Raw genomic sequence first — 21,401 nt, 5'->3', positions numbered from 1 at the left:
TCAGCCCTTCTTCTTGCTCTTCTTCGCCTTGTCGGCCTTGGCGGACTTCTCAGCCTTTGCCGGCTTGGCTGCCTTCTTCGCCGGCTTGGGCTTTTCGGCAGTTTTGGCTGGAGTCTTCTTCGCGGCCAGCTTGGCGAGTTGCCTGGTATAGTCCTTATGCAGCGCGCCGGCACCCCAGCCCTTGCCCTTGTTCTGCCTCGACAGCGCCTCCATGATCGCGACGAGATTGTCGTCGCGGATGCGCTCCAACTCACGGATCGACAGCCCGTGCGCCTGTTCGTCCGACTGCGTGGCGATCAGGTCGACCAGCTCGTCATTGAACTCCGGCACGTCCATCAGCTTGGTCCACGGCCATTTCAGGCAGGGTCCGAACTGCGCCATGAAGTGGCGCATGCCGGCCTCGCCGCCGGCGACCCGGTAAACCTGGAACATGCCCATCTGCGCCCAGCGCAGGCCGAAGGAATAGCGCATGATGTCGTCGAGTTCCTCGACGGTGCAGATGCCGTCCTTGACCAGCCAAAGCGCCTCGCGCCATGCGGCCTCGAGCAGGCGGTCGCCGACGAAGGCCTCGATCTCCTTGCGCACCACCACCGGCTTCATGCCGATCGAGGCGTAGAGCTCCTTGGCCACCTCGATCGCCTCGGGGAAGGTCTGCTCGCCACCGACGATCTCGACCAGCGGCAAGAGATAAACCGGGTTGAACGGATGGCCGACGACCAGCCGCTCCGGATGCTTCTTCATCGCCACCTGCATGTCGGTCGGCTTGATGCCGGAGGTCGAGGAGCCGACAATGGCGTTGGCGGGCGCATGCTGGTCGATCTCGGCCAGCACCTTGTGCTTGAGGTCGAGCCGCTCCGGCACGCTTTCCTGGATGAAGTCGGCGTCGGCAACCGCCTCGGCGATGGTCTTGGCGAAGGTGAGCTTGCCTTCCTTGGGCAGGCCGCCGGGCAGCATCTGCTTGTAGGCGCGGCGCGCGCCCTTCATCACTTCGCCCACCTTGCGCGACGCTTCCGGATCGGGATCGAAGATCGACACGTCGATGCCGTTCAGGAGCAGCCGCGCCACCCAGCCGGCGCCGATGACACCGCCGCCGATGGCGGCCGCCTTGTTGATGATGCTCATGCTTGTCAGGCTCCGGTTCTCGTCTTGGCTGTTTCGGGATCTGTGAGGGCCACGCGCTCGCCGGCGCGGATCACCGCCGGATCGTAAGCCTTGCGGGCGAAGACCTCGAGCACGAAGGGCCGGAAGAACTCGACCGGCAGCGTCTCGTAGTCGGGATCGAAGCTCGACTGGTCCCAGCGCTCGCAGAACTGGTCGCAGTCATCGAAATAGAGGTGGCCGGCGAAGCGGTCCCGGGCATGCCGGTTGCCGCCCAGGTGATGCGCGTAATAGAGGCGCTGGAAATCGCCGTGCTTCTCCACCACCCAGGTGCATTGCTCGCGCACGAAGGGTTTCAGGATCGCAGCCGCATATTCGTCATGATTGTAGGGCGCGTAGATGTCGCCGATGTCGTGCAGCAGCGCGCAGACGATCCAGTCCGTATCGGCGCCGTCGCGCCAGGCGCGCGTCGCCGCCTGCAGCGAATGGCCGAGCCGGGTGATCTTGTAGCCGGAAAGACCCTCATCCAGCTGTACGATCGCGTCGAGCAGCCGGTCGCCGGTCTTGGCGGCGTAGTCGATCTCATGGGCGGTCAGGAATTCATAGTCTTCCTTGTCGCCGTCCTTCATCGCAGTGAACTTGACGGTATCAGCCATGGCCAGCGCCCGCCTTACGCCGCGGCCGCGATCGGCGCCCGCTTGGTCAGGCTGAGCTTCTTGCGCACTTCCTCGGGCCCCAGGATACGCGCGCCGAGATTGGTGACGATGCTGGCCGCGCGCTCGACCAGCTGCGCGTTTGTCGCCAGCACGCCCTTGTCGAGCCACAGATTGTCCTCCAGGCCGACGCGGACATTGCCGCCGGCAAGCACGGCCGCCGCCGCATAGGCCATCTGGTTGCGGCCGATCGAGAAGGCCGACCAGTTCCAGGTCGAGGGCACGTTGTTGACCATCGCCATGAAGGTGTTGAGGTCGTCCGGCGCGCCCCATGGCACGCCCATGCAGAGCTGCACCAGCGCGTCCGGGTCGAGCACCTTTTCCTCGACCAGCTGCTTGGCGAACCACAGATGTCCGGTATCGAAGGCCTCGATCTCGGGCTTCACGCCCAGCGCCGTCATCATGCCGCCCATGGCGCGCAGCATGCCCGGCGTGTTGGTCATCACATAGTCGGCCTCCGCGAAATTCATCGTGCCGCAATCCAGCGTGCAGATCTCCGGCAGGCACTGGCGCACATGTTCCATGCGGTTGGTGGCGCCTCCCATGTCGGTGCCCTTCTCGTTGAGCGGCAAAGGCGCTTCCGGCGAGCCGAACACCATGTCGCCACCCATGCCGGCGGTGAGGTTCAGCACCACGTCGACGTTTGCTTCGCGGATGCGCTCGGTCACCTCGCGGTAGAGATGCACGTCGCGCCTCGGCTTGCCGGTCTCGGGGTCGCGCACATGGCAATGGACGATCGCCGCACCCGCCTTGGCGGCGTCGATCGCCGAATCGGCGATCTGCTTGGGCGAGCGCGGCACATGCGGGCTGCGGTCCTGCGTGCCGCCAGAGCCGGTCACGGCACAGGTAATGAAGACCTCGCGGTTCATCGCAAGCGGCATCTTGATCCTCCCAGATTCGATCGGCCATGCATGCCACCCAGAAGCGGGAGCCGATAGCGGCACGGCATGCACGGCAATTCAGCAAGAATGCCCGACTTGCCGGAAACTGTTTTGCGTTTTACGAAGCTCCCATGATCAAAAGCGAAAAGCCGACCATCTTTCGGTCCGAGCGCGAAAGGCTCAAGGTTACGCTCCTCGTGTTCTCGGGGTCCTCGATCATGTGCGTAGCTTCGGCGGTCGACCCGCTGCGCGCAGCAAACCGCATCTCAGGCGAGACGCTGTTCGATTTCAAGCTGGTCTCGGTCACCGGCGAGGCGCCGGTGACGACATGCGGCCTCCCCGTGGCCGTCAGCGGCCGCTTCGACGCGGCCGAGGCCACCGACATGCTGGTTGTCGTCGCGGGCTTCGGCACGCAGAACTACGCCACGTCGGCATTGCTCGCGGGTCTGCGCAGGGCAGCGCGCGCTGCACGCGCTTGCGGTGGTGTCGAGGCGGGAACCTGGCTGGTGGCGCGCGCCGGCCTGCTCGAGGGCCGCAGCGCCACCACGCATTGGGAAGACATGGAGGATTTCTCGACCGCCTTTCCGGGCGTGGATGTGCGGCCGGACCGCTATGTCATCGACGGGCCGGTCTTCACCTCCGGCGGCGCTTCGCCAACCTTCGACCTGATGCTGCATCTCATCCGCACCCGGCTCGGCATGGCCGCCGCGCTCGATGTGGCGAGCGTCTTCATCTACGATCAGGCGCGCGCCGCGACCGACGCGCAGCCGCTGGTCTCGCTTGGCCGGCTCGACGGCTACGATCCGCGGCTTGCCCAAGCGATCCGGCTGATGGAAGCGCATGTCGACCAGCCGCTCACCATTGACGCCGTGGCAAAACGCGCCGGCGTCACGGCAAGGACGCTGGAAAGCATTTTTCGCAAGTCGATCGGCGAGACGCCCGGCGCCTATTATCTGAGGCTGCGCCTCAGCGCCGCGCGGCGTCTGGTGGTCGATACGCGCATTGCCATGGCGGACATCGCCGGGCGTACAGGCTTTTCCTCCGCCGCAGCATTTTCCAGGGCATTTTCAAGAGCTTTCGGCGAGGCACCGGTCAGGCTGCGGCGCGGTTGAGAATCCAGTCTGTTGCGGCGGCGAGGTCATCGACCACTGCCGTCGGAGCCGGATCGTATCGCGTCTCGTCCTTGGGTCGGTACTTGCCGGTTCGCACGAGCAGCGCCGCGCCGAGCCCGGCACGCAGCCCGCCGGCGACGTCGCTCTCCGCGTCGTCGCCGACCATGACCGCATCGGCCGCAGGGCAGTTCAAATCGGCGAGCGCCGAAAGGAAGAAGTCCGCCGACGGCTTGCCGAGCACGACGGGGCTTCGGCGGCTGGCGAATTCGAGGGCCGCAACGAAGGCGCCGGCGTCGAGGCTGAGCTGGCCGTCCGCATCCTTGAAGATGCGGTTGTTGGCCAAAGCCACAAAATCGGCACCGGCGGATAACGCGCGGAAAGCACGGTTGAGACTGGCGTAGCCGAACGCCTCGCCCGCATCGCCCACGACGACCGCCTTGCCGCTTCCTCCCTCCGGGCCCGAAAACTCTGCTTCGAGATCGGGATGGACGAGCAGATGCGGCTCGCGGCCATGCCTGCGCAACCATTCGATCGCAGCCTGCGCCGGCGTCAGCAATTCTTCATCCGCAACTTGGATGCCCATGGCGGCAAGTTGCGCGGCGATCTTGCTGCGCGGCGAGCGTGTCGTGTTGCTGACAAAGCGGAGCGGCAGGCCGGCCTTGCGCAAACGCTCGACCGCGGTCACGGCTCCTGCAATCGGGGTATCGCCATCATAGACGACACCCACAAGATCAAGCAGCACCGCGCGTATCATCGGTGCAGGATGGAGAAGCCACCTCTTTTCGTCAAATCACGGGAATTGTCAGGCGGCGTCGCGGCCTTCGCCGACGATGCGCGTGCGCATGCTCTTGGCCAGCGCCGTTTCCAACCGCGCGGCGACCGCGCGGTCCCATTCATTTGTCTTGCGGCCGCCCTCTTTCGAATGGGGCAAGGCCATCAGCCGGTCGATGATCGATCCGGTTTCACCGGACGAAAGCAGGGCGTCGATCTCGCGTTCGTGCTGCATATCGGTTCGCCTCCTTCTTCTTCACCCGCCACAGGAGCCACGTTTATACGAGTTCCGTGACGGCTGTTTGAAGGCAAGAGCGGGGCGATTGAGGGGCGGCTCGGGGCAAAACCTTGTCGTGAAGTTCTGCCCCGCGCGAATGCTATACGCTCGGGCATTCCGCCTGAGCGATCAGACGTAGCGGTTGACGATATTCTCCAGCAGCTCCTGCCGGCCGGAGCGCGGCTGCGGCTCGATCTTCTCCTTCACCACGCGTTCGGCGATCTCCTCCAGCGTGCGCTCGCCCGAAAGCATCGCCTTGCCTTCGGCGGTGTTCCAGCCGGCATAGCGCTCGGCGAGCGGGCCGGACAGCGCCTTGCCCTCGATCATCTTTGCCGCCGCCTTGAGGCCGCGTGCGCAGGCATCCATGCCGCCGATATGGCCGATCAGGAGGTCGTCCGGGTCGAGCGACTGGCGCCTGAGCTTGGCGTCGAAATTGGTGCCGCCGGTCTTGAAGCCGCCGCCTTGCAGCACCTGATAATAGGCCAGCGCCATTTCCGGCACGTTGTTGGGGAACTGGTCGGTGTCCCAGCCCGACTGGTAGTCGTTGCGGTTCATGTCGATCGAACCGAAGATTCCCAGCGCATTCGCCAAAGCCAGCTCATGCTCGAAGGAATGGCCGGCCAGGATCGCGTGGCCCTGCTCGATGTTGAGCTTTACTTCCTTCTCCAGCCCGAAGCGCTTGAGGAAGCCGTAGACGGTCGCGACGTCGTAGTCGTACTGGTGCTTTGTCGGCTCCTGCGGCTTCGGCTCGATCAGGATCGTGCCCGTGAAGCCGATCTTGTGCTTGTAATCGACGACGAGGTTGAGGAAGCGGCCGGCCTGTTCCTGCTCGCGGGCAAGGTCGGTGTTGAGCAGCGTCTCATAGCCCTCGCGGCCGCCCCAAAGCACATAGTTCTCGCCCTTGAGCTTCTTGGTGACGTCGATACATTTCTTCACCGTCGCCGCCGCATAGGCGAACACATCCGGATCGGGATTAGTGGCCGCGCCGGACATGAAGCGCCGGTGCGAGAAAAGGTTCGCCGTGCCCCAGAGCAGCTTGACGCCGGTCTGTTTCATCTTGTCGGCGAAATAGTCGGTGATCTCGTCGAGGCGCGCGGCACTCTCCGAAAAATCCTTGCCTTCCGGGCGCACGTCTGCGTCGTGGAAGCAGAAATAGGGCGCGCCAAGCAGCGAGAACATCTCGAAGGCGACGTCGGCCTTGAGCTTGGCCAGTTCCATCGTGTCGACGCCGCCCGGCTTGGCAAACCAGGGTCGGTCGAAGGTCTGGCCGCCGAATGGGTCGCCGCCCGGCCATGCGAAGGAATGCCAGTAGGCGACGGCGAAGCGCAGATGGTCTTCCAGCCGCTTGCCGGCCACCACCTCATCGGGGTTGTAGTAGCGGTAGGCCAGCGGATTGGTCGAATCCGGCCCTTCATATTTGATTGTCTTGATGTCGCCGAAAAATCCGCTGCTCATGGTTTCCTTCCTCTCCGAGATGGTTTCCCGATTACCTCAGGCGTAATTGGTTTCACTCTTTTGCCGGGCGAAAAGCGTCATGTCGAAACGATCCAACGAAGGACCATGACTATGACCGACCTCAACACGATCGCCCGCAATTACATCGCCGCCTGGAACGAGATCGATGCGCAGCGCCGCAAGGCGCTGCTCGAAGCCGCCTTCACCAGCGACGTCAGCTATCGCGACCCGATCATGCAAGGCGATGGCCATGACGGCATCGCCGCGCTGATCGACGGCGTGCAACAGCGCTTCGTCGGCTTCCGCTTCTCGCTGAAGGGTGAGCCGGACGGTTTCGCCGACCGCATCCGCTTCTCGTGGAATCTTGGGCCGGAAGGCACGGAATCCGTCATCGAAGGCACCGACATCGGCGTCATCGAGAATGGGCGGCTGAAGAGTGTCACCGGGTTTTTGGATAAGGTGCCGGCGCAGTGATAACTGGAGAGGTGGGATGCGAGGCCCCCCTCTCTGGCCTGCCGGCCATCTCCCCCTCAGGGGGGGAGATTGGCAGCTTCGAGGCCTCGCCTCTCCTTGCAACGCCGGCGATTGGCGAAAGCCGGCGTGACATCCAATCTCCCCACTTGCGGGGGAGATGCCCGGCAGGGCAGAGAGGGGGGCCTCGCACATAGTCACGCAGTTATCGCTCTTATCGCCGGATACAGCGCCCGATACCCTTGATACGCATCAGCATAAGCGCCACCCAGCCCGACATCCGGCTCGATCGTCGCATCCGTGGCCGGCGCAGTGCAGACGGCAAGCGGATCGGCCCCCGTAGCCGCAATCAACCCAAGCCTTGCCGCACCAAACGCCGCGCCGAAATCGCCGTCGGTCGGAATATCGACCGGAACCTGCAGCGCGGTAGCGATCGCCTTCAGCCAATAGCGCGAGCGCGAGCCGCCGCCGATCGCGGTCACCCGGCTCAGCGTGGTGCCGGCCATCTTCAGCGCCTCGAGACTGTCGCGAAAGGCGAAAGCGACGCCCTCAAGCACGGCCTGCGTCAGCACGGCCCGGCTCGATTGATGCGCCAGCCCGGTAAAGGAGCCCCGAATGGCGGAATCATTGTGCGGCGTGCGCTCGCCGGAGAGATAGGGCAGGAAGGTAACGCCCGTCGGCGCCTTCAGCGTATCGCCGAGTTCGCCGGTCAGGTCGCCGGCGCTCTTTGCCGTGATCTCCGACAGCCAGTTGAGCGAATCGGTGGCCGAAAGGATCACGCCCATCTGGTGCCAGGTGTCGGGCAGCGCATGGCAGAATGTGTGGACCGCGCTTTCCGGATTGGGCAGATAGGAGGCGTTCGCCGCAAACAGCACGCCCGACGTGCCGAGCGACACGAAAGCGTGGCCGGCGCCGACCGTGCCCATGCCGCAGGCCGAGGCCGCGTTGTCGCCGGCGCCGCCGGCAATCGTGACGCCCGTCGCGATCCCCCATTTCGAAGCGAGCTCGTTCCGCAAGGCGCCGGCCTTGGCTGTGCCTTCGACCAGCGAGGGCATGTGCTTTTCGTCGAGCGATGTCGCCGCCAGCAATTCGGGTGCCCAGCGGCGCTTGCCGACATCGATCCACGAGGTGCCGGCCGAATCCGACATCTCGGAAATATGCTCGCCGGTCAGCCAGAGCCGCAGGTAATCCTTTGGCAGCAGCACTTTCGCCACCTTGGCAAAACTTGCCGGCTCGTTGTTCTTTACCCAGGCAAGCTTCGGCGCGGTGAAGCCCGGAAAGACGATATTGCCGGTGAGCTTGCGGAAGCGTGGATCGGCATCGAGCGCGGCCGCCTCGACATGGCTGCGGGTGTCGTTCCACAGAATGCAGGGGCGCAGCACCTTGTCCGAGGCGTCGAGGAGGGTGGCGCCGTGCATCTGGCCGGAAAGGCCGATGCCCTTGACCGCGGCCAGCTCCTTCGGGTGCGAAGCCTTGAGCTCGCCAATCGCCGTCTCGCAGGCCTCGATCCAATGCGCCGGATCCTGCTCCGACCAACCCGGATGCGGCCGCGAAACGTCGAGCGAGCCATGGCCGGAGCCGATGACCTTCTGGCCGTCGTCGATCAGCAGCGCCTTGACGCCCGAAGTGCCCAGGTCGAGGCCGAGATACATGATTTCCTCCCACTGCCGTTAATTTTTTCGGATCCCGAAAAATTCTGGCTTGGCCAGTTTTTAGGACAAGATCCGCTCCGGGTCAATTCTCTGACAAATCGGCCGCGCGACGCGAGAACAGCGCCGACAGCGGGCTGTCGGGCCTGGCGAGCTGCCGTTCGGCCGTCAGCGCCCGCGCCAGCGCCGTATCGCCGGCGCGCAACGCGGCCTCGATCAGCGTCAGGTCGATCACGTCGCGCTGCGCATGGCTGCCGCCGAAACGATGCGCGATCGAGCGGATCGGCCGGATCAGGCGCACGGCCTCGTCATATTTGCCTTCGCCGAAAGCCTTGATCGCAAGCGTCAGCGGATGGCCGACATCGCGCGTGAAGGCGGCGTTGTCATCCTCGCCGCGCATCGCCTCGCGCTGCGCCTCGAGCAGCGTCTTGGCCGGCGCCTCCAGGCCTGCGCCGACAAACGCCATCATCGCGTGCGCATCGTTGAAGGCATAATTGCCGGCAGCGGCTTTTGGCATCCAGTTGCCGGCAAGCGTCGCCCAGCGGTCGCCGGCATCGACGCCGCCCAGAGTAAGGCGCCACAGGATCGCCGAGGCATCGACCATATTGAGCGCCAATGTCGAGCGGTCGCCATAGATTGGCCCGTCATAGAGCTTGAGCACCTCGTCGGTTTCGTCGAGATCGTAATGGAACAGCGCCAGGTGCCACCAATTGTGGATCTGGAGAAAACTCTCCTTGGTCCATGCATCTGGATTGGCGCGCATCCAGGCGATGCCGTCTCGTTGCCGGCTTTGCATCTCCATGACATGCGCGACCGCATGCTGCGCCCAGCCGTCGCGCGGTTCGATCTCGACAGCCTGCCGGCCGAAGGATTCGGCACGTCCATAATCGCCCATCTCCTCCAACCCGAAGGCCTGCATGCCGAGAATGGCGTGGTAGCCCGGCATGCCTTTCTGCCACGCCGGCAGCGCCCGGCCGATGCGGTCGCGCAGCATGCGCGCATTGCCGGTGAAGAAATCGATCTGGTGCCCGACCTGCAGCGCCAGCGCATCGCGCGGAGTGTCGATCGCGACGTCTTCGAGGATGCGTGCGCTTTCATGCCAGCGGCCATCGGCGAGATGCCCAAGCGCCGCGACATGCGCCCGTTCGCGCGTGGTGCCGGCGAGCGGCAGCGCCGCCATGTGGCATGATTGCGCGACAGCCATCGCATCTCGCTCGGTGGCGAGGCTGAACAGATAGCCCTTGAACACATGCGCCATGACGAAGGTCGGATCATCGGCGATGGCGCGGTCGATAGAACCGACCGGATCGCCGATGAAGCATTGCAATTCACGCACGGCGCGGGCGTAGGACGAAAACCCGGCTTCGGTCGCACCGGAATAGGTAAGACCGAATGCGTCCTTCATAGCGTCAGTTGGCCGACCGCATCGCCACCGTGGCGATGCCGGCGCCGACCAGCAGCGTGCCGCCGGTGCGGTTGAAGATGCGGATCGCCTTCGGGTTGCGAACGATTGCCCGGGCCCTGGATGCGACCAGCGCGTAGCCGAAGGCGTTTGCGAAGGCCAAAGTCAGGAAGGTCGTCTCGAAGATCAGCATCTGCGTCCAGAAGTCGGCATGCCGGTCGAGGAATTGCGGCAGGAAGGCGACGAAGAAGGTGATGCTCTTCGGGTTCAGCGCCGTCACCAGCCAGGCATGCGCCATCATCCGTGCCGCCGAGACCGCGTCGGTGCGCGGTTCCGCCTTCAGCGCGCCGCCGGCGCGGAACAGTTTTATGCCGAGATAGATGAGATAGCCGGCGCCGATCACCTTGAGCATGGTGAACACCGTTGCCGAAGCCGCGAGCAGCGCGCCGATGCCGAGCATCGACAGCGTCATGGCGGTGAAGTCGCCCAGCGCCACGCCCACCGCCATCGGCAACGCGGTGCGCCAGCCTTGCCCAAGCGCATAAGAGACGACCAGGAGGATCGTCGGGCCAGGAATGATGAGAAGAATGGAAGAGGCGGCGGCGAAGGCAGCCCAGTTTTCGAAGGACATTTCCCTGCTCCTTGAGCGCAAAGAAAAGGATAAATCCTGGGGCCGGGAAGAATGTAAAGGGGCCGTCGGAAAAATCTTCAGCGCCGAGGCCGGCGGCTCATCTACCGCCATAACGATCCGTTAGGGTTAAGCCCGGCACGGGCTCTTTCACCCTTTTTCAACGATGAATGGCGAAAATGCCTGCGATCCGGCCGCTCCCGCCGGCAGCGTAGGGTTTGTGCATGCGCGAGTTGCCGCAACGTCTGACGTCGCCTTCCAACGGCGCCGCAATCGATACCGAAATTCAGCTTTCCCGCCGCGCCGTGCTTTCCGGCGCGGGCGCCATGGCGCTGCTCGGCCTTGCCGGCTGCAGCACCACCGACACGCTCGACCTGCCGCAAATGCAGCTCGACAACACCGTCACCGGTTCCGTGCCGCCGATGCGTCCGGCGATCAGCGTCGACAAGAACATCACCGGCCCGGACGTCATGTATGCCTCGCTCACCGACGGCGGCTTCCAGGTGCCGGAGGTGCCGTGGCAGAAGGTCAAGCCGCAGTTCCGCCGCCAGATCGTCGTCGACAAGACCGGCGAGGCGCCCGGCACCATCGTCGTCCACTTGCAGGAGCGCATGCTCTATCTCGTCCAGCCGGGCGGCGACGCCATCCGCTACGGCGTCGGCATCGGCAAGGACGGCTTCCGCTGGTCGGGCCGCGCCAACATCCAGTACGGCCGCGAATGGCCGGTGTGGACGCCGCCGCCGGAAATGATCCAGCGCAAGCCCGAACTGGTGAAATGGCAAGGCGGCCAGCCCGGCGGCCTCACCAATCCGCTGGGCGCCCGGGCGCTCTACATCTACCAGAACGGCAAGGACACCGGCTACCGCATCCACGGCTCGCCCGAATGGTGGAGCATCGGCCAGGCGATGTCGTCGGGCTGCGTGCGCCTGATCAACCAGGACATCATCGACCTCTACAGCCGCGTTTCCAAGAAGAACCCGGTCGTCGTGGTCTGATCTTTCCAGGCGACCTGTCTGGCCGCCATTTCGAGATCCCGTTTCTTCCGTTGCGCGATGCCGCAAGACAGGCCAAGGTACCTGAAAACCTTCGCTTCGGGAGAAAAAGCATGTCTGGAACCTTCGTCATCGCGCAAGGCGGCGGCCCGACCGCCGTCATCAACCAGACGGTCGTCGGCGCCACGCTGGAAATCCGCAAACGCCATCCAGGCGCCAAGGTGCTGGGCTCGCTCCACGGCGTGCGCGGCATCCGCGACGGCAATTATGTCGATCTCTCCGCCATCCCCGAGGACAGGTTGCGGCTGATTGCCGGCACGCCGAGCGCCGCCCTCGGCTCGACCCGCGATAAGCCGGACGCCGCCTATTGCGAGGTCATCCTCAACGGCTTGAAAAAGGCCGGCGCCGACGCCTTCATCTATATCGGCGGCAACGACACCTCGGGCACGCAGCAGATCCTGACCGATGCCGCCGGCGGCTCGATCGCCTTCGTGCACGCGCCCAAGACCATCGACAACGACCTCGAGGAGAACGACCACACGCCGGGCTTCATCTCGGCGGCAGAATTCGTCGCTGGAGCCTTCCTCTCCGTCGACCTCGATTTCCGCGCCCTGCCCGGCATCTATGTCGGCATCGTCATGGGCCGGCATGCCGGCTTCCTGACCGCCGCCGCGGCCGCATGGCAGCTCGATCCCGACAGCGGACCGCATCTGATCTACGTGCCGGAGCGCGCCTTCTCGGCGAAGCGCTTCATCGAGGAAGTGCGCGAAAAGCTGGACCGCCACAAGCGCTGCATCGTCGCTGTCTCGGAGGGCGTCAGCACTGCCGACGGCAAGGCGCTGGTCGAAAGCCTGGTGCCGCCGGACAAGCTGGAGCGCGATCAGCACGGCAACGTCAAATTGTCGGGCAGCGACCTGCCGGCGGCGCTCGAACGGGCCTTGGCCGAGGGCCTGCCCGGCAAGCGCGCGCGGGTCGACGCGCTGGGCTACATGCCGCGCGGTTACGTCGGCGCGATCAGCGCCGTGGACGCCAAGGAAGCCTTCGACGCCGGCGCTTTCGCGGTTGCTGTCGCCGGCGAAGGCGGCGGCTCGGTCGCGCTGCAATATGACGGGTCGAAGACGGTGTTGAAGAAGGTGCCGCTGAAGGCGGTGGCCGGCAAGACCCGCCACATGCCCGACGATTTCATGAAGCCGGACGCCAATCAGCTTTCGGAAGCCGGCATGGCCTACCTGAAGCGGCTGGTGCCGGAAAAATACAAGGTCGGGAAGCCGTTCATCTGATGGGCGGCGGCTCGATGCCCGAGCTTGAGGTTGGCGACTGGTTCGGCAAGGCGAAAGTCGATGCCGGCACGACGATGCTGACCGAGCCTTTCGTGCATGATTTCGTGCGCGCCAATATGTGGCATCTGAAGGGCCGCGAGGCGGATCTGCTGGTCGACACAGGCATGGGCATCCGTCCGCTGGCGCCTGAGATCGACACGCCGCCCGGCAAGCCGCTCATCGTCGTCGCCACGCACATCCATCTCGACCATGTCGGCTCGCTGCATGAATTCCCGCTGCGCCTAGGCCCGAAGATGAGCGCGCCGCGGTTCGACGCCATGGATGATGCCGTCACCTACGCTTACATGTTCCACAATCTCGACGGCGCCGTCTCGAAACTGCCGGCGCCGGACTGGAAGGCGGCCGATTACCGGATTCCCTCAGCACCGCTGACGCGTGCGCTCGACGAAGGCGACATCGTCGATCTCGGCGACCGCAAATTCCGTGTGCTGCATCTGCCTGGACACTCGCCGGATTCGATCGCGCTTTTCGACGAGGCCGATGGCCTCTTCCTCGCCGGCGACGCCATCTATGACGGCATGCTGATCGACGATCTGCCGGATTCGGACCGCACGGCCTATTGCCGCACCATGCGGCGCCTGCTCGACCTGCCGATCCGCATCGGCCATGGCGGCCATGGCCCGAGTTTTACCGGCCAGCGAATGCGTGAGATCGCCTCCGCTTATCTGCGCCGGAGAGAGCGGTTCGTAAGCGCTCTCTGAATTAAATCTTCGTAAGGTCATCCAAAGGCCCTGATTCAGGCCATTCCGCACCCTAAATCCTGATTGTCGATCCGGCCGGCTGCCATGCAAGGCGAGGCAGGCAATCCCGGTCGCCGACACGCCAACGGATGCGTGCTTCGAGACACATCCGGGGTGCCCGATCAACCTCTCGCCCGGACAGAAACGACCATGTCACCCATGAACATTCTTCGCAGACATCGCGTCGCGGCCCTGTTGGGCGCTGCGCTGATCATTTCTCCCGTTATTGGTTCCTTTGCCGAGAGCACGAACAACGCCGGATTGAGCAACGCCGTCGCCACCACGCAAACTCCCGCCGCCGGCGTTACCGCGCCTAACGGCTCCTTCGCTCCCATCGTTGCCACCACAAAGCCGGCAGTCGTAACAGTCACGACAATGATGAAGGGCCAGCCGGACGCCATGAGCGAGGGTTCGCCCTTCGACGGCAACTCGCCTTTCGACGACTATTTCCGGCAATTCTTCGGCGACCAGGGCATGCCGATGCCCAAGACGCCCCCTCAGCGGGCACCACGTAGCGAGGCGCTCGGCTCCGGCTTCATCGTCAGCGCGGATGGCACAATCGTAACCAACAACCATGTCATCGACGGCGCCAGCTCGATCAAGGTGACGCTCGACGACGGCACCGAGCTTCCGGCCAAGCTTGTCGGCCACGATGCGAAGCATGACCTGGCTGTGCTCAAGATCAAGGCAGACAAGCCGTTGCCGACCGTCAAGTGGGGCGATTCCAGCAAGCTGATGACCGGCGACCAGGTGCTGGCGATCGGCAACCCATTCGGCATCGGCACCACGGTTACCGCCGGCATCGTGTCGGCGCGCGGCCGCGATCTCCATAGCGGGCCGTTCGACGATTTCATTCAGATCGACGCGCCGATCAATCACGGCAATTCGGGCGGTCCGCTGGTCGACATCCATGGCAATGTGATTGGCATCAACACCGCCATCTACTCGCCCAATGGCGGCAGCGTCGGCGTCGGCTTCGCCATCCCGTCGGATCAGGCCCAGAAAGTCGTGGCCAAGCTGATGAAGGGCGGCGACATCGAATACGGCTATCTCGGTGTGCAGATCCAGCCGGTCACTCCGGATGTTGCCGGCGCCATCGGCCTCGACCATCCTGCCGGAGCCTTGGTTTCGTCGGTCACGCCGGGCTCGCCGGCGGCCAAGGCGGGCATTGAAGTCGGGGATGTGATCACCGGCTTTGGCGGCCAGGAGATCAAGGATCCGAAGGACCTGTCGCGCGCCGTCGCAGATGTCCCGCCCGGCAACAAGGAAACCGTCGACATCTGGCGTAAGGGCAAGGCGGTTCAGGTCTCCGCAGACGTCGGCCGCAACACCGACGAGGTGCAGACCGCCTCGAATGGCGAAGGCGGCAAGCCGTCAGCGGGCCAGGGCGTGCCGTCGCTCGGCCTCGGGCTGACCGATATCACTCCCGACATCCGGCAGGAGCTCAACCTCGCCGACAACCAGCACGGCGCCGTGATTGAGCGTGTCAATCCGGACAAAGCGGCTTCGGCAGCGGGCCTCCAGCCGGGGGACGTGATCGTCGGCGTCGACCAGACGCCCGTAAAGAACGCCAGACAGGCGAACCAGGCGATCGCCGAGGCAGCCAAGTCGGGCAAGAAGTCGGTGCTGCTGCTTGTCGATCGCGGCGACCAGCAGATCTTCGTCGCGGTCCCGTTCGCGGCCGGCTGACGAGGGCCTCGACAGAGCCTGCCGGCGTCTGCGGCAGGCTCTGTCTGCAAGATTTCTGTTGCTCCCCAGAGCGTCTTCGAGAACACTCTCCGCGATCGACCAAATCCGGCGCAAGGGATGTCTCGATGGTTACGCGTGGCTTCTTTTCCGGACGGCGGCCTCCTTCCGACACCGACACGCGCATCCCGCCGGGCCAGTATCTGGAGCAGGGTTTCCCGGTTTTGTCGGCGGGGCCGACGCCGCGGGTGCGTACCGAGGACTGGTCCTTCACCCTCAAGCGGGGGCCGCGACCGCTCAAGACATGGAACTGGGCCGAATTCAACGCGCTGCCGCAAAGCAAGATGACGCGCGACATCCATTGCGTGACGGCCTGGACCAAGTTCAACACGCCCTGGCAAGGTGTGATGATCGACGACATCCTCGCCGATGCCGGCATCGAGCCGCCGACGGCTTACACGCTGGCGCTGTCCTTTGACGGCTATTCCACCAATGTGCCGACCAAGGACCTCGTCACCGGCAAGGCGATGGTGGCGCTGCTTTACGAAGGTAAGCCGATCACGCCGGATCACGGCGGGCCGGCGCGACTATTGGTGCCGCATCTCTACTTCTGGAAATCGGCCAAATGGGTGAACGGGCTGCAGTTCACCGAGCGCGACGAACCGGGCTTCTGGGAGCTGCGCGGCTATCATAGGTATGGCGACCCCTGGCGCGAGCAGCGCTATTCCAGTGACCCGTGAGCAGCGATCGATGAGCGCCGAGCCGTCGCCGCAATCGCCCTGGCAGGCAGCCACGATCACCCGCATCGAAAAGCGCACGCCGCGCGTCACCAGCTTCTGGTTCCAACCGTCGCGGCCCTTCGCCCATCTGGCCGGACAGCATGTCGACATCAGGCTGACGGCGCCGGACGGCTATCAGGCGCGCCGATCCTATTCCATAGCTTCGGCGCCCGAAGCAGGTGCCGTCGTCGAGCTCGCGATCGAGCGGCTCGACGACGGCGAGGTCTCGCCCTTCTTCCACGACGTGGCTGCCGTCGGCGACGAGATCGAGCTGCGCGGGCCGCTGGGTGGCCATTTCATCTGGGAGGAGAGCGACGGCGGGCCGATCCTTCTGGTAGGCGGCGGCTCGGGCGTCGTGCCGCTGATGGCGATGGTGCGCCATCGCACGCTGCGCAACACGGCGGTACCCGTTGTGCTGGTGTTCTCGGCCCGGGTCTGGGACGAGGTGATTTTCCGCGACGAGCTGATCGGTCTCGACGATCGCCGCGTTGGTTTCGATCTGGTGCTGACGCTGACCCGCGAGCCGGCTAGGCGGCCGTCCGACTATTCCCGGCGCGTCGACGCCCGCATGATGGTGCAGGCCGTCGAGCGCCTGCCGAAGGCACCGAGGCTCGCCTATGTCTGCGGCTCGAACGCCTTCGTCTCGGCCGCCGCTGATGCCCTGATTGGCGCCGGCGTTCCGGCGGGGATTATCCGCACCGAGCGCTATGGAGTTTGACAGAAGCCCGTTGAAATTCGACCGAAAGGTAATACCTTGCTTACAATTGGTATTACTGAGGAGCGAAGATGGCCACCACCGTTACGTCAAAAGGACAGGTCACCATTCCAAAACCGGTCCGCGATCTGTTGGGGATCGTCCCGGGAAGCAGGGTCGATTTCCGGCGCGCCGCCGATGGGAGCGTAGTGCTTGCTCGTGTCGACAGAAGGCAAACGGCGGGCCGCTTCGCCAAGTTGCGCGGCCATGCCGGCGAGGGGCTTACGACCGACGCGATCATGGCGCTGACGCGTGGTGAAGCGTGACGCTCATCGACACCAACGTCCTGCTTGACCTTGTTACTGACGATCCAAACTGGGCAGATTGGTCGGTTGCTCAGCTTGAGGCGGCGAGCCTCAACGGACCATTGTTGATCAACGATGCGGTCTATGCCGAGCTCGCCGTACGCTATGCCCGCATCGAGGATCTTGACGCTTTTCTCGATGCGGCCGGTCTTGAAATGGCTCCCATGCCGAGGGCCGCTCTTTTCCTTGCCGGAAAGGTATTTACACAGTACCACCGGTCAGGAGGACAAAAGACTGGTGTTTTGCCGGACTTCTTCATTGGTGCGCACGCTGCGGTCGGCCATCTTCCACTTCTGACCCGCGATATCGGCCGATATCGAACCTATTTCTCCTCCCTGAAGCTGATTACCCCAGGCTCTTGAGCCGTCCCGGACTGTTGCGCTGATGTCAGCCGGTCGGAGAGAATTTCGCCGAAACGAGCTGGAAAGGCAGCGCGCCGTAGCTGGCGACGGCCTGCTCGTTGTCCCAGACGCGAAACTGGCGTGACGGCCGAGCCTCCAGCACCAGGGCCCGTCCTGTCCCCTCAAGCTTCACCTTGCCGCGAAAGCGCAGCATCCGCTCCCCGCCGGAACGACTGATCGACATCGAGCGCAGCCGGGCCACGTGCCGGTCGCCCGCATTGATCTCCATCTCGATGCGTCGCCTGACCGGCGGGACGACGATGCGAACGATGAGATCGAGCATCACCTCGCTGGCCTCGCCCTGCGGTCCGTCCAGGGGTTGCGAGAGCACAAATGCGGCAGGCTCGCCTATGGCCTTGGTCGTCACGGACTTGCCGCGCCACACGATGTCGGGCTCGGTCTGCCTCAGCCGGCCTTTCTTGCGCTGCAGGCGCAACTGTTTTGCAAATCCCCGCGACAGCCAGGTCAGCGCGCCGAAATCGGTGCGCGGCTTGGCCTGCAGAACCGACGACAGCCGCGCCGCGCCGCGCCGGTCAGCCATGTCCACCACCTTGGCCAGCACGTCCTCCGGCATAACGATGCCGATCTCCAGCGCAAGATAGGAAAGCGCCACCGCCGCGGCGACGGCGAGACTGCGCCTGGCGATGACATCGAGGAATATGGTCCAGTCGACAGTGCCGCCCTCGATGGCCACGGCGCAATCGACCAGCCAGTCGCTATGCGTATGTGCGTCGAGGCCGCCATGCGCGATGGCGAGCGCGATGCGGTCGGCGGCCGAGGGGACGACTACGCTGACGTCGCTGAATTTGGCGGCAATCGCGCGGCGCCAGATGGCGAGGTCGTCCTCGGTGTTCTGCTGCGACCCGTCATAGGCAAGCTGATGCAGGTCGATGTCGCCGTAATTGCCCTTGAAGAAATTCATCGAGCGCAGCGATCCCAGCCGTGCGCGCAGATATTGCGGGGAAACACCGCTGGCGATCTGCCAGCCGCGGTCGCGCAGCACATCGAAGGCCGGCTGCATATCGCCCGGCCGCACCAGTATATCTATGTCATGCGCCACGCGCCCGCGCTGCGCGGCGGCATCGAGTGCGATGCGGCTGGCGCCCTTGATCAACATCACCGTGCAGCCGGCATCGACCATCGCCTTCAGTGCGGGCTCGGCCTCGCGCATGGCCATGCGCGACTTGGTCCACAGCATCTTCTGCAGGCCGACCAGGCGCGGATAAGCGGCGTTGCCGGCAAGCTTGCGGCCGAACCTGTCGGAAATCGCGGCAAGCAACCGGTGTTCCCGGAAGGAGACGTGGTCGATGTCGTTCCCGTTCAGCCAGCCGGCGGCGCAAAGGCGCGCCGCCTCTTCGTCGGGCAGAAGTGCTGCCTTGAGCAACTGGTCGAGCGAGCCCGTCGGCCAGGACCAGCCATAATCTGGAAAACGCCTGCCGATGCGACGGATCTTCGCCATCAGCTGGAACTGGCTTTGCTTTGTGCCCGTCGCAGCATGGCCAGGCGTGCCACTTCCAGGTAACCGCGGTCGCGTGCCGCGTCGCGCCCATAGGACAGGCTCCCCGGCCTGATGCGCCGCAGCGCCAGGACATCAGGCATCATGTCGAGGACAAAACCGCTTTCCCGCGCGCGGGCGATCCAGTCGATCATCTCGCCGCGGCCGCCCGGCGGATCGACCATCGGGCCGACGCTCTCCGCGGTCTCCCGGCGCATCAGCATCGTCGAGCGCGACCAGCCGGGCGTTGCGGTCGGGGCCATCGCGTCGGGCTCTCCGTCGCGGAAGGCGCGCATATGGGTGAAGACCCCGGATACGCCGGGAAGCCGTTCGAGATAGGCAAGCTGCGCCGCGATCTTTCCAGGCAGCCAAAGGTCGTCGGCATCGAGCGTGGCGACGAAGGGCGTCGACAGCGCGGCGATGCCGCGGGTGGTCGCGCTGCCGGGTCCGGCATTGTCCTGGCGCAAAAGCCTGAGCGGCAGGTCGATGCCGCCGATCGCGCCGGCGAGATCGTCGGTCGAGCCGTCGTCGATCACCACGACCAGTTCGGGCCGCAACGTCTGCGCCGCAACCGATCGCAGCGTCTCCGCGATCGTGGCGCTGGCGTTGTAGGCCGGAATGACGACGCCGTATGCGCTCATCACATGAACTGCCAGTCCGCGAGTTTCTTCAGTTCGAAGATGCCTTCGATCGGCTTGAGCGAAGGGTTGGCCCTGCGCCGCTTCATCGACTTGTAGATCGCGCGCATGAACTCGCGCGACTGGACATCTTGCTGCCTTGTCATGTTGCCGGCGTGCCGCCGATAATAAAGCGCCAGCGTGTCCGGAAGCGCGCATCGGGGGCCGAGCTCGAAGCTGCGCAGCAGGAAGTCCGTATCCTCGGCCTGAACGAAGTCCTCGTCGAAAGCGCCGATCCGGTCGAGCAGACGGCGCGAGAAGATCGCCGCCGAGAGATGGATGCCGCGAACCGTGATGCTGGTGCTGTCGCGGGTCGGCTCCAGCGTCTCGTCGTCGATCGTGTCGACCAGCATCATCCTGGAATAGGTGAGCTCGAGAGAAGGATCGCGCCTGAAAAGGTCCAGATCCGCCGCGAAGCGCCCGGCTGGCGAGATGTCGTCCGAATCGAGAAAGGACACCAGTTCCGTCTCCGGCTTGAGCCGGCTGAGCCCGCTGTTGCGCGCCCGGGTCACGCCCATGTTTTCCTGCCGAAACAGCCGGATGCAAGGCGCTTCGTCCATCATCGCGCGCACCGCTTGGGCCGAACCGTCGGTCGAGCCGTCGTCGATGACGATGATGTCGAGATCGGCGGCGTCGCGCTGCCTGATGAGCGAACGCAATGCCGCAACGACATAGCGCTCGCGGTTGTAAACAGGCATGATCACGCTCAACTTCACCGGGCGCTCCGGACAAGGAAATCCGCAATCGTAGCGGCGATTTCTCCTGGGCGTGACCCAAGTGAAATCCGGTAGCATGGCAGTAGCCGGGTCAGATCGCTGAAGAAGCGAAAACCGCTTTCGCGTTCGCCAGGCATCTGGGCGATGCCGGACGGCGCCAGCGCGATGATGGCATCCTTGCGCGAAATCGGTGCGATCGAACTTGTCTTTCCGCCGCTGACATGTGGCACCAGCAACGCGCAAATGTCCAGACTCTCACCTACTGGCCGGGGCGCGATCTCGTGAATGTGGAAGGCATGCTTGCCTTGCCAGTTGAGCGGGCGGCCGGTTCCCAGCCGCCTTTCCAGCCCGAGCCGGGCGAAACCCGGCGGATCCTGCTTCAGGATCGAAAACAGCGGTCGCGCCGTCACGCCGCCGGAAAGGTCGATCAGCACGTAATCGTCGCCGACGCTGTCCAGCCCGTTGAGCAGTCCTGCTACGACGGTTCCGGATTTTCCCGCACCCCCGGCGCCTGCCAGCAGCACGCCCCTGCCGTCGAGGCCCAGCGTGCCGGCATGGGCAAGGCGCATGCCGCGCGCGGCGTATTCCCAGTGCAGGAAGGCGCGCAGCGGCGACCCCTGCTCCCAAGGCGGAAACGCGTCGGGAGACCGCATCAACTGGACGCCGATCCGTCGGGCGGGATCGTAGACCTGCCAGAAATCCAGATCGTGGTAATGATGGCCGCGCAGCCCTGCCTCCGCAAGTTTCCGGGCAAAGCCGTGCTCGGTGAAATGCGCATCGCCCCAGCTTGCCGGTTCCGGCATGTCGCCGATGCCTGGATGGCCGATGAAGATACGGCATTGGCGGGAGTCCCGCGGATCGCCTTCGGCTTCGATGAAGGCTTGGCCGAGGGCATCAGCGAGCGCGCCGGGATCGAGATGCGCGATCAATTCCAGCCCTGGCAGGCGGACAGCACGCCGGACCGGAAACTGCCCGGCCGCGCCTTCGGCAGCGGCGATGAGAAAGCGGGCATAGTCCGGCAGGGTCTCGAGCGTCACATGTGGCATGGTCTGTTCCGGC

At 64.7% G+C, this 21,401-nt stretch carries 23 protein-coding genes; 10 read left to right on the top strand and 13 right to left on the bottom strand.

All coding sequences use genetic code 11. The features are described from left to right. Genes LB529_RS06995 through LB529_RS06985 form a run of 3 tightly spaced genes read right to left on the bottom strand, consistent with a single transcriptional unit; the run spans position 1 to position 2,692 of the window. Complete coding sequence (locus LB529_RS06995) at positions 1-1,122, bottom strand: carnitine 3-dehydrogenase (protein WP_224629718.1); 1,122 nt, start codon at positions 1,120-1,122, stop codon at positions 1-3. A gap of 5 nt (positions 1,123-1,127) precedes the next feature. After that, positions 1,128-1,754, bottom strand: coding sequence for an HD domain-containing protein (locus tag LB529_RS06990; protein WP_224710638.1), 627 nt, complete (start codon positions 1,752-1,754; stop codon positions 1,128-1,130). A 14-nt stretch (positions 1,755-1,768) separates the two neighbouring features. Then, positions 1,769-2,692: a 3-keto-5-aminohexanoate cleavage protein gene (locus LB529_RS06985; protein WP_224709247.1), complete on the bottom strand. Its 924-nt coding sequence runs from the start codon at positions 2,690-2,692 to the stop codon at positions 1,769-1,771. 131 nt (positions 2,693-2,823) lie between these two features. Here LB529_RS06985 and LB529_RS06980 point away from each other — a divergent pair, with 131 nt between their 5' ends. Beyond that, positions 2,824-3,804 (top strand): GlxA family transcriptional regulator, encoded by a 981-nt coding sequence (locus tag LB529_RS06980; protein WP_224604367.1) that lies wholly within the window; start codon positions 2,824-2,826, stop codon positions 3,802-3,804. Here LB529_RS06980 and LB529_RS06975 read toward each other — a convergent pair. From LB529_RS06975 to xylA, 3 genes are all read right to left on the bottom strand, one after another. Next, entirely contained in the window at positions 3,785-4,558 is a 774-nt protein-coding gene (locus tag LB529_RS06975; protein ID WP_224710637.1) for a TIGR01458 family HAD-type hydrolase, read from the bottom strand. The genes LB529_RS06980 and LB529_RS06975 overlap by 20 nt on opposite strands. A gap of 48 nt (positions 4,559-4,606) precedes the next feature. Continuing rightward, positions 4,607-4,810: a hypothetical protein gene (locus LB529_RS06970; RefSeq protein ID WP_224531740.1), complete on the bottom strand. Its 204-nt coding sequence runs from the start codon at positions 4,808-4,810 to the stop codon at positions 4,607-4,609. A 171-nt stretch (positions 4,811-4,981) separates the two neighbouring features. Further along, the gene (gene xylA, locus LB529_RS06965) at positions 4,982-6,307 is read right to left on the bottom strand and encodes a xylose isomerase (RefSeq protein ID WP_224710636.1); all 1,326 of its coding nucleotides are present in this window, start codon (positions 6,305-6,307) and stop codon (positions 4,982-4,984) included. 111 nt (positions 6,308-6,418) lie between these two features. Here xylA and LB529_RS06960 point away from each other — a divergent pair, with 111 nt between their 5' ends. After that, complete coding sequence (locus LB529_RS06960; protein WP_224531776.1) at positions 6,419-6,781, top strand: nuclear transport factor 2 family protein; 363 nt, start codon at positions 6,419-6,421, stop codon at positions 6,779-6,781. 194 nt (positions 6,782-6,975) lie between these two features. Here the strand turns inward: LB529_RS06960 and xylB are convergent, their stop codons facing one another. From xylB to LB529_RS06945, 3 genes are all read right to left on the bottom strand, one after another. Continuing rightward, positions 6,976-8,430, bottom strand: a complete 1,455-nt coding sequence (gene xylB / locus LB529_RS06955) for a xylulokinase (RefSeq protein ID WP_224710635.1) — start codon at positions 8,428-8,430, stop codon at positions 6,976-6,978. Positions 8,431-8,512: 82 nt separating this feature from the next. Next, positions 8,513-9,832, bottom strand: coding sequence for a tetratricopeptide repeat protein (locus LB529_RS06950; protein ID WP_224710634.1), 1,320 nt, complete (start codon positions 9,830-9,832; stop codon positions 8,513-8,515). Between the two features lie 4 nt (positions 9,833-9,836). Continuing rightward, complete coding sequence (locus tag LB529_RS06945) at positions 9,837-10,460, bottom strand: LysE family translocator (protein WP_140844649.1); 624 nt, start codon at positions 10,458-10,460, stop codon at positions 9,837-9,839. A 323-nt stretch (positions 10,461-10,783) separates the two neighbouring features. Here LB529_RS06945 and LB529_RS06940 point away from each other — a divergent pair, with 323 nt between their 5' ends. From LB529_RS06940 to LB529_RS06905, 8 genes are all read left to right on the top strand, one after another. Continuing rightward, a complete protein-coding gene (locus LB529_RS06940) occupies positions 10,784-11,452 on the top strand; it encodes a L,D-transpeptidase (RefSeq protein WP_224610225.1) in 669 nt (222 codons plus the stop codon). Between the two features lie 110 nt (positions 11,453-11,562). Then, a complete protein-coding gene (locus LB529_RS06935; RefSeq protein WP_140844653.1) occupies positions 11,563-12,729 on the top strand; it encodes a diphosphate--fructose-6-phosphate 1-phosphotransferase in 1,167 nt (388 codons plus the stop codon). 14 nt (positions 12,730-12,743) lie between these two features. Beyond that, on the top strand, positions 12,744-13,490 hold the full coding sequence (locus tag LB529_RS06930) for an MBL fold metallo-hydrolase (RefSeq protein WP_224610165.1): 747 nt from the start codon (positions 12,744-12,746) through the stop codon (positions 13,488-13,490). 189 nt (positions 13,491-13,679) lie between these two features. Then, positions 13,680-15,218 (top strand): DegQ family serine endoprotease, encoded by a 1,539-nt coding sequence (locus LB529_RS06925; RefSeq protein WP_224710633.1) that lies wholly within the window; start codon positions 13,680-13,682, stop codon positions 15,216-15,218. Positions 15,219-15,343: 125 nt separating this feature from the next. After that, positions 15,344-15,955: a molybdopterin-dependent oxidoreductase gene (locus LB529_RS06920; RefSeq protein WP_224710632.1), complete on the top strand. Its 612-nt coding sequence runs from the start codon at positions 15,344-15,346 to the stop codon at positions 15,953-15,955. Between the two features lie 10 nt (positions 15,956-15,965). Beyond that, positions 15,966-16,712, top strand: a complete 747-nt coding sequence (locus LB529_RS06915; protein WP_224710631.1) for a ferredoxin reductase — start codon at positions 15,966-15,968, stop codon at positions 16,710-16,712. A gap of 68 nt (positions 16,713-16,780) precedes the next feature. Beyond that, positions 16,781-17,014, top strand: coding sequence for an AbrB/MazE/SpoVT family DNA-binding domain-containing protein (locus LB529_RS06910; RefSeq protein WP_224710630.1), 234 nt, complete (start codon positions 16,781-16,783; stop codon positions 17,012-17,014). Then, positions 17,011-17,415, top strand: coding sequence for a type II toxin-antitoxin system VapC family toxin (locus LB529_RS06905; protein WP_224710629.1), 405 nt, complete (start codon positions 17,011-17,013; stop codon positions 17,413-17,415). Before LB529_RS06910 ends, LB529_RS06905 begins: the two co-directional genes overlap by 4 nt. A gap of 25 nt (positions 17,416-17,440) precedes the next feature. Here the strand turns inward: LB529_RS06905 and LB529_RS06900 are convergent, their stop codons facing one another. From LB529_RS06900 to LB529_RS06885, 4 genes are read right to left on the bottom strand one after another with little or no spacing between them, the layout of a single operon-like run. Continuing rightward, a complete protein-coding gene (locus LB529_RS06900; protein ID WP_224710628.1) occupies positions 17,441-18,913 on the bottom strand; it encodes a nucleotidyltransferase family protein in 1,473 nt (490 codons plus the stop codon). After that, positions 18,913-19,590 (bottom strand): glycosyltransferase family 2 protein, encoded by a 678-nt coding sequence (locus tag LB529_RS06895; protein ID WP_224710627.1) that lies wholly within the window; start codon positions 19,588-19,590, stop codon positions 18,913-18,915. Before LB529_RS06895 ends, LB529_RS06900 begins: the two co-directional genes overlap by 1 nt. Further along, entirely contained in the window at positions 19,590-20,342 is a 753-nt protein-coding gene (locus LB529_RS06890) for a glycosyltransferase family 2 protein (protein ID WP_224545300.1), read from the bottom strand. Before LB529_RS06890 ends, LB529_RS06895 begins: the two co-directional genes overlap by 1 nt. Further along, complete coding sequence (locus LB529_RS06885; RefSeq protein WP_224710626.1) at positions 20,339-21,388, bottom strand: serine kinase; 1,050 nt, start codon at positions 21,386-21,388, stop codon at positions 20,339-20,341. Before LB529_RS06885 ends, LB529_RS06890 begins: the two co-directional genes overlap by 4 nt. Positions 21,389-21,401: the final 13 nt, after the last annotated feature.

Origin of the sequence: Mesorhizobium sp. CA5 (assembly GCF_020165105.1) — a bacterium.
Classification (GTDB): domain Bacteria; phylum Pseudomonadota; class Alphaproteobacteria; order Rhizobiales; family Rhizobiaceae; genus Mesorhizobium.
Note: the sequence above shows the minus strand (reverse complement) of the source record. Positions and strands in the feature narration are given on the sequence as shown.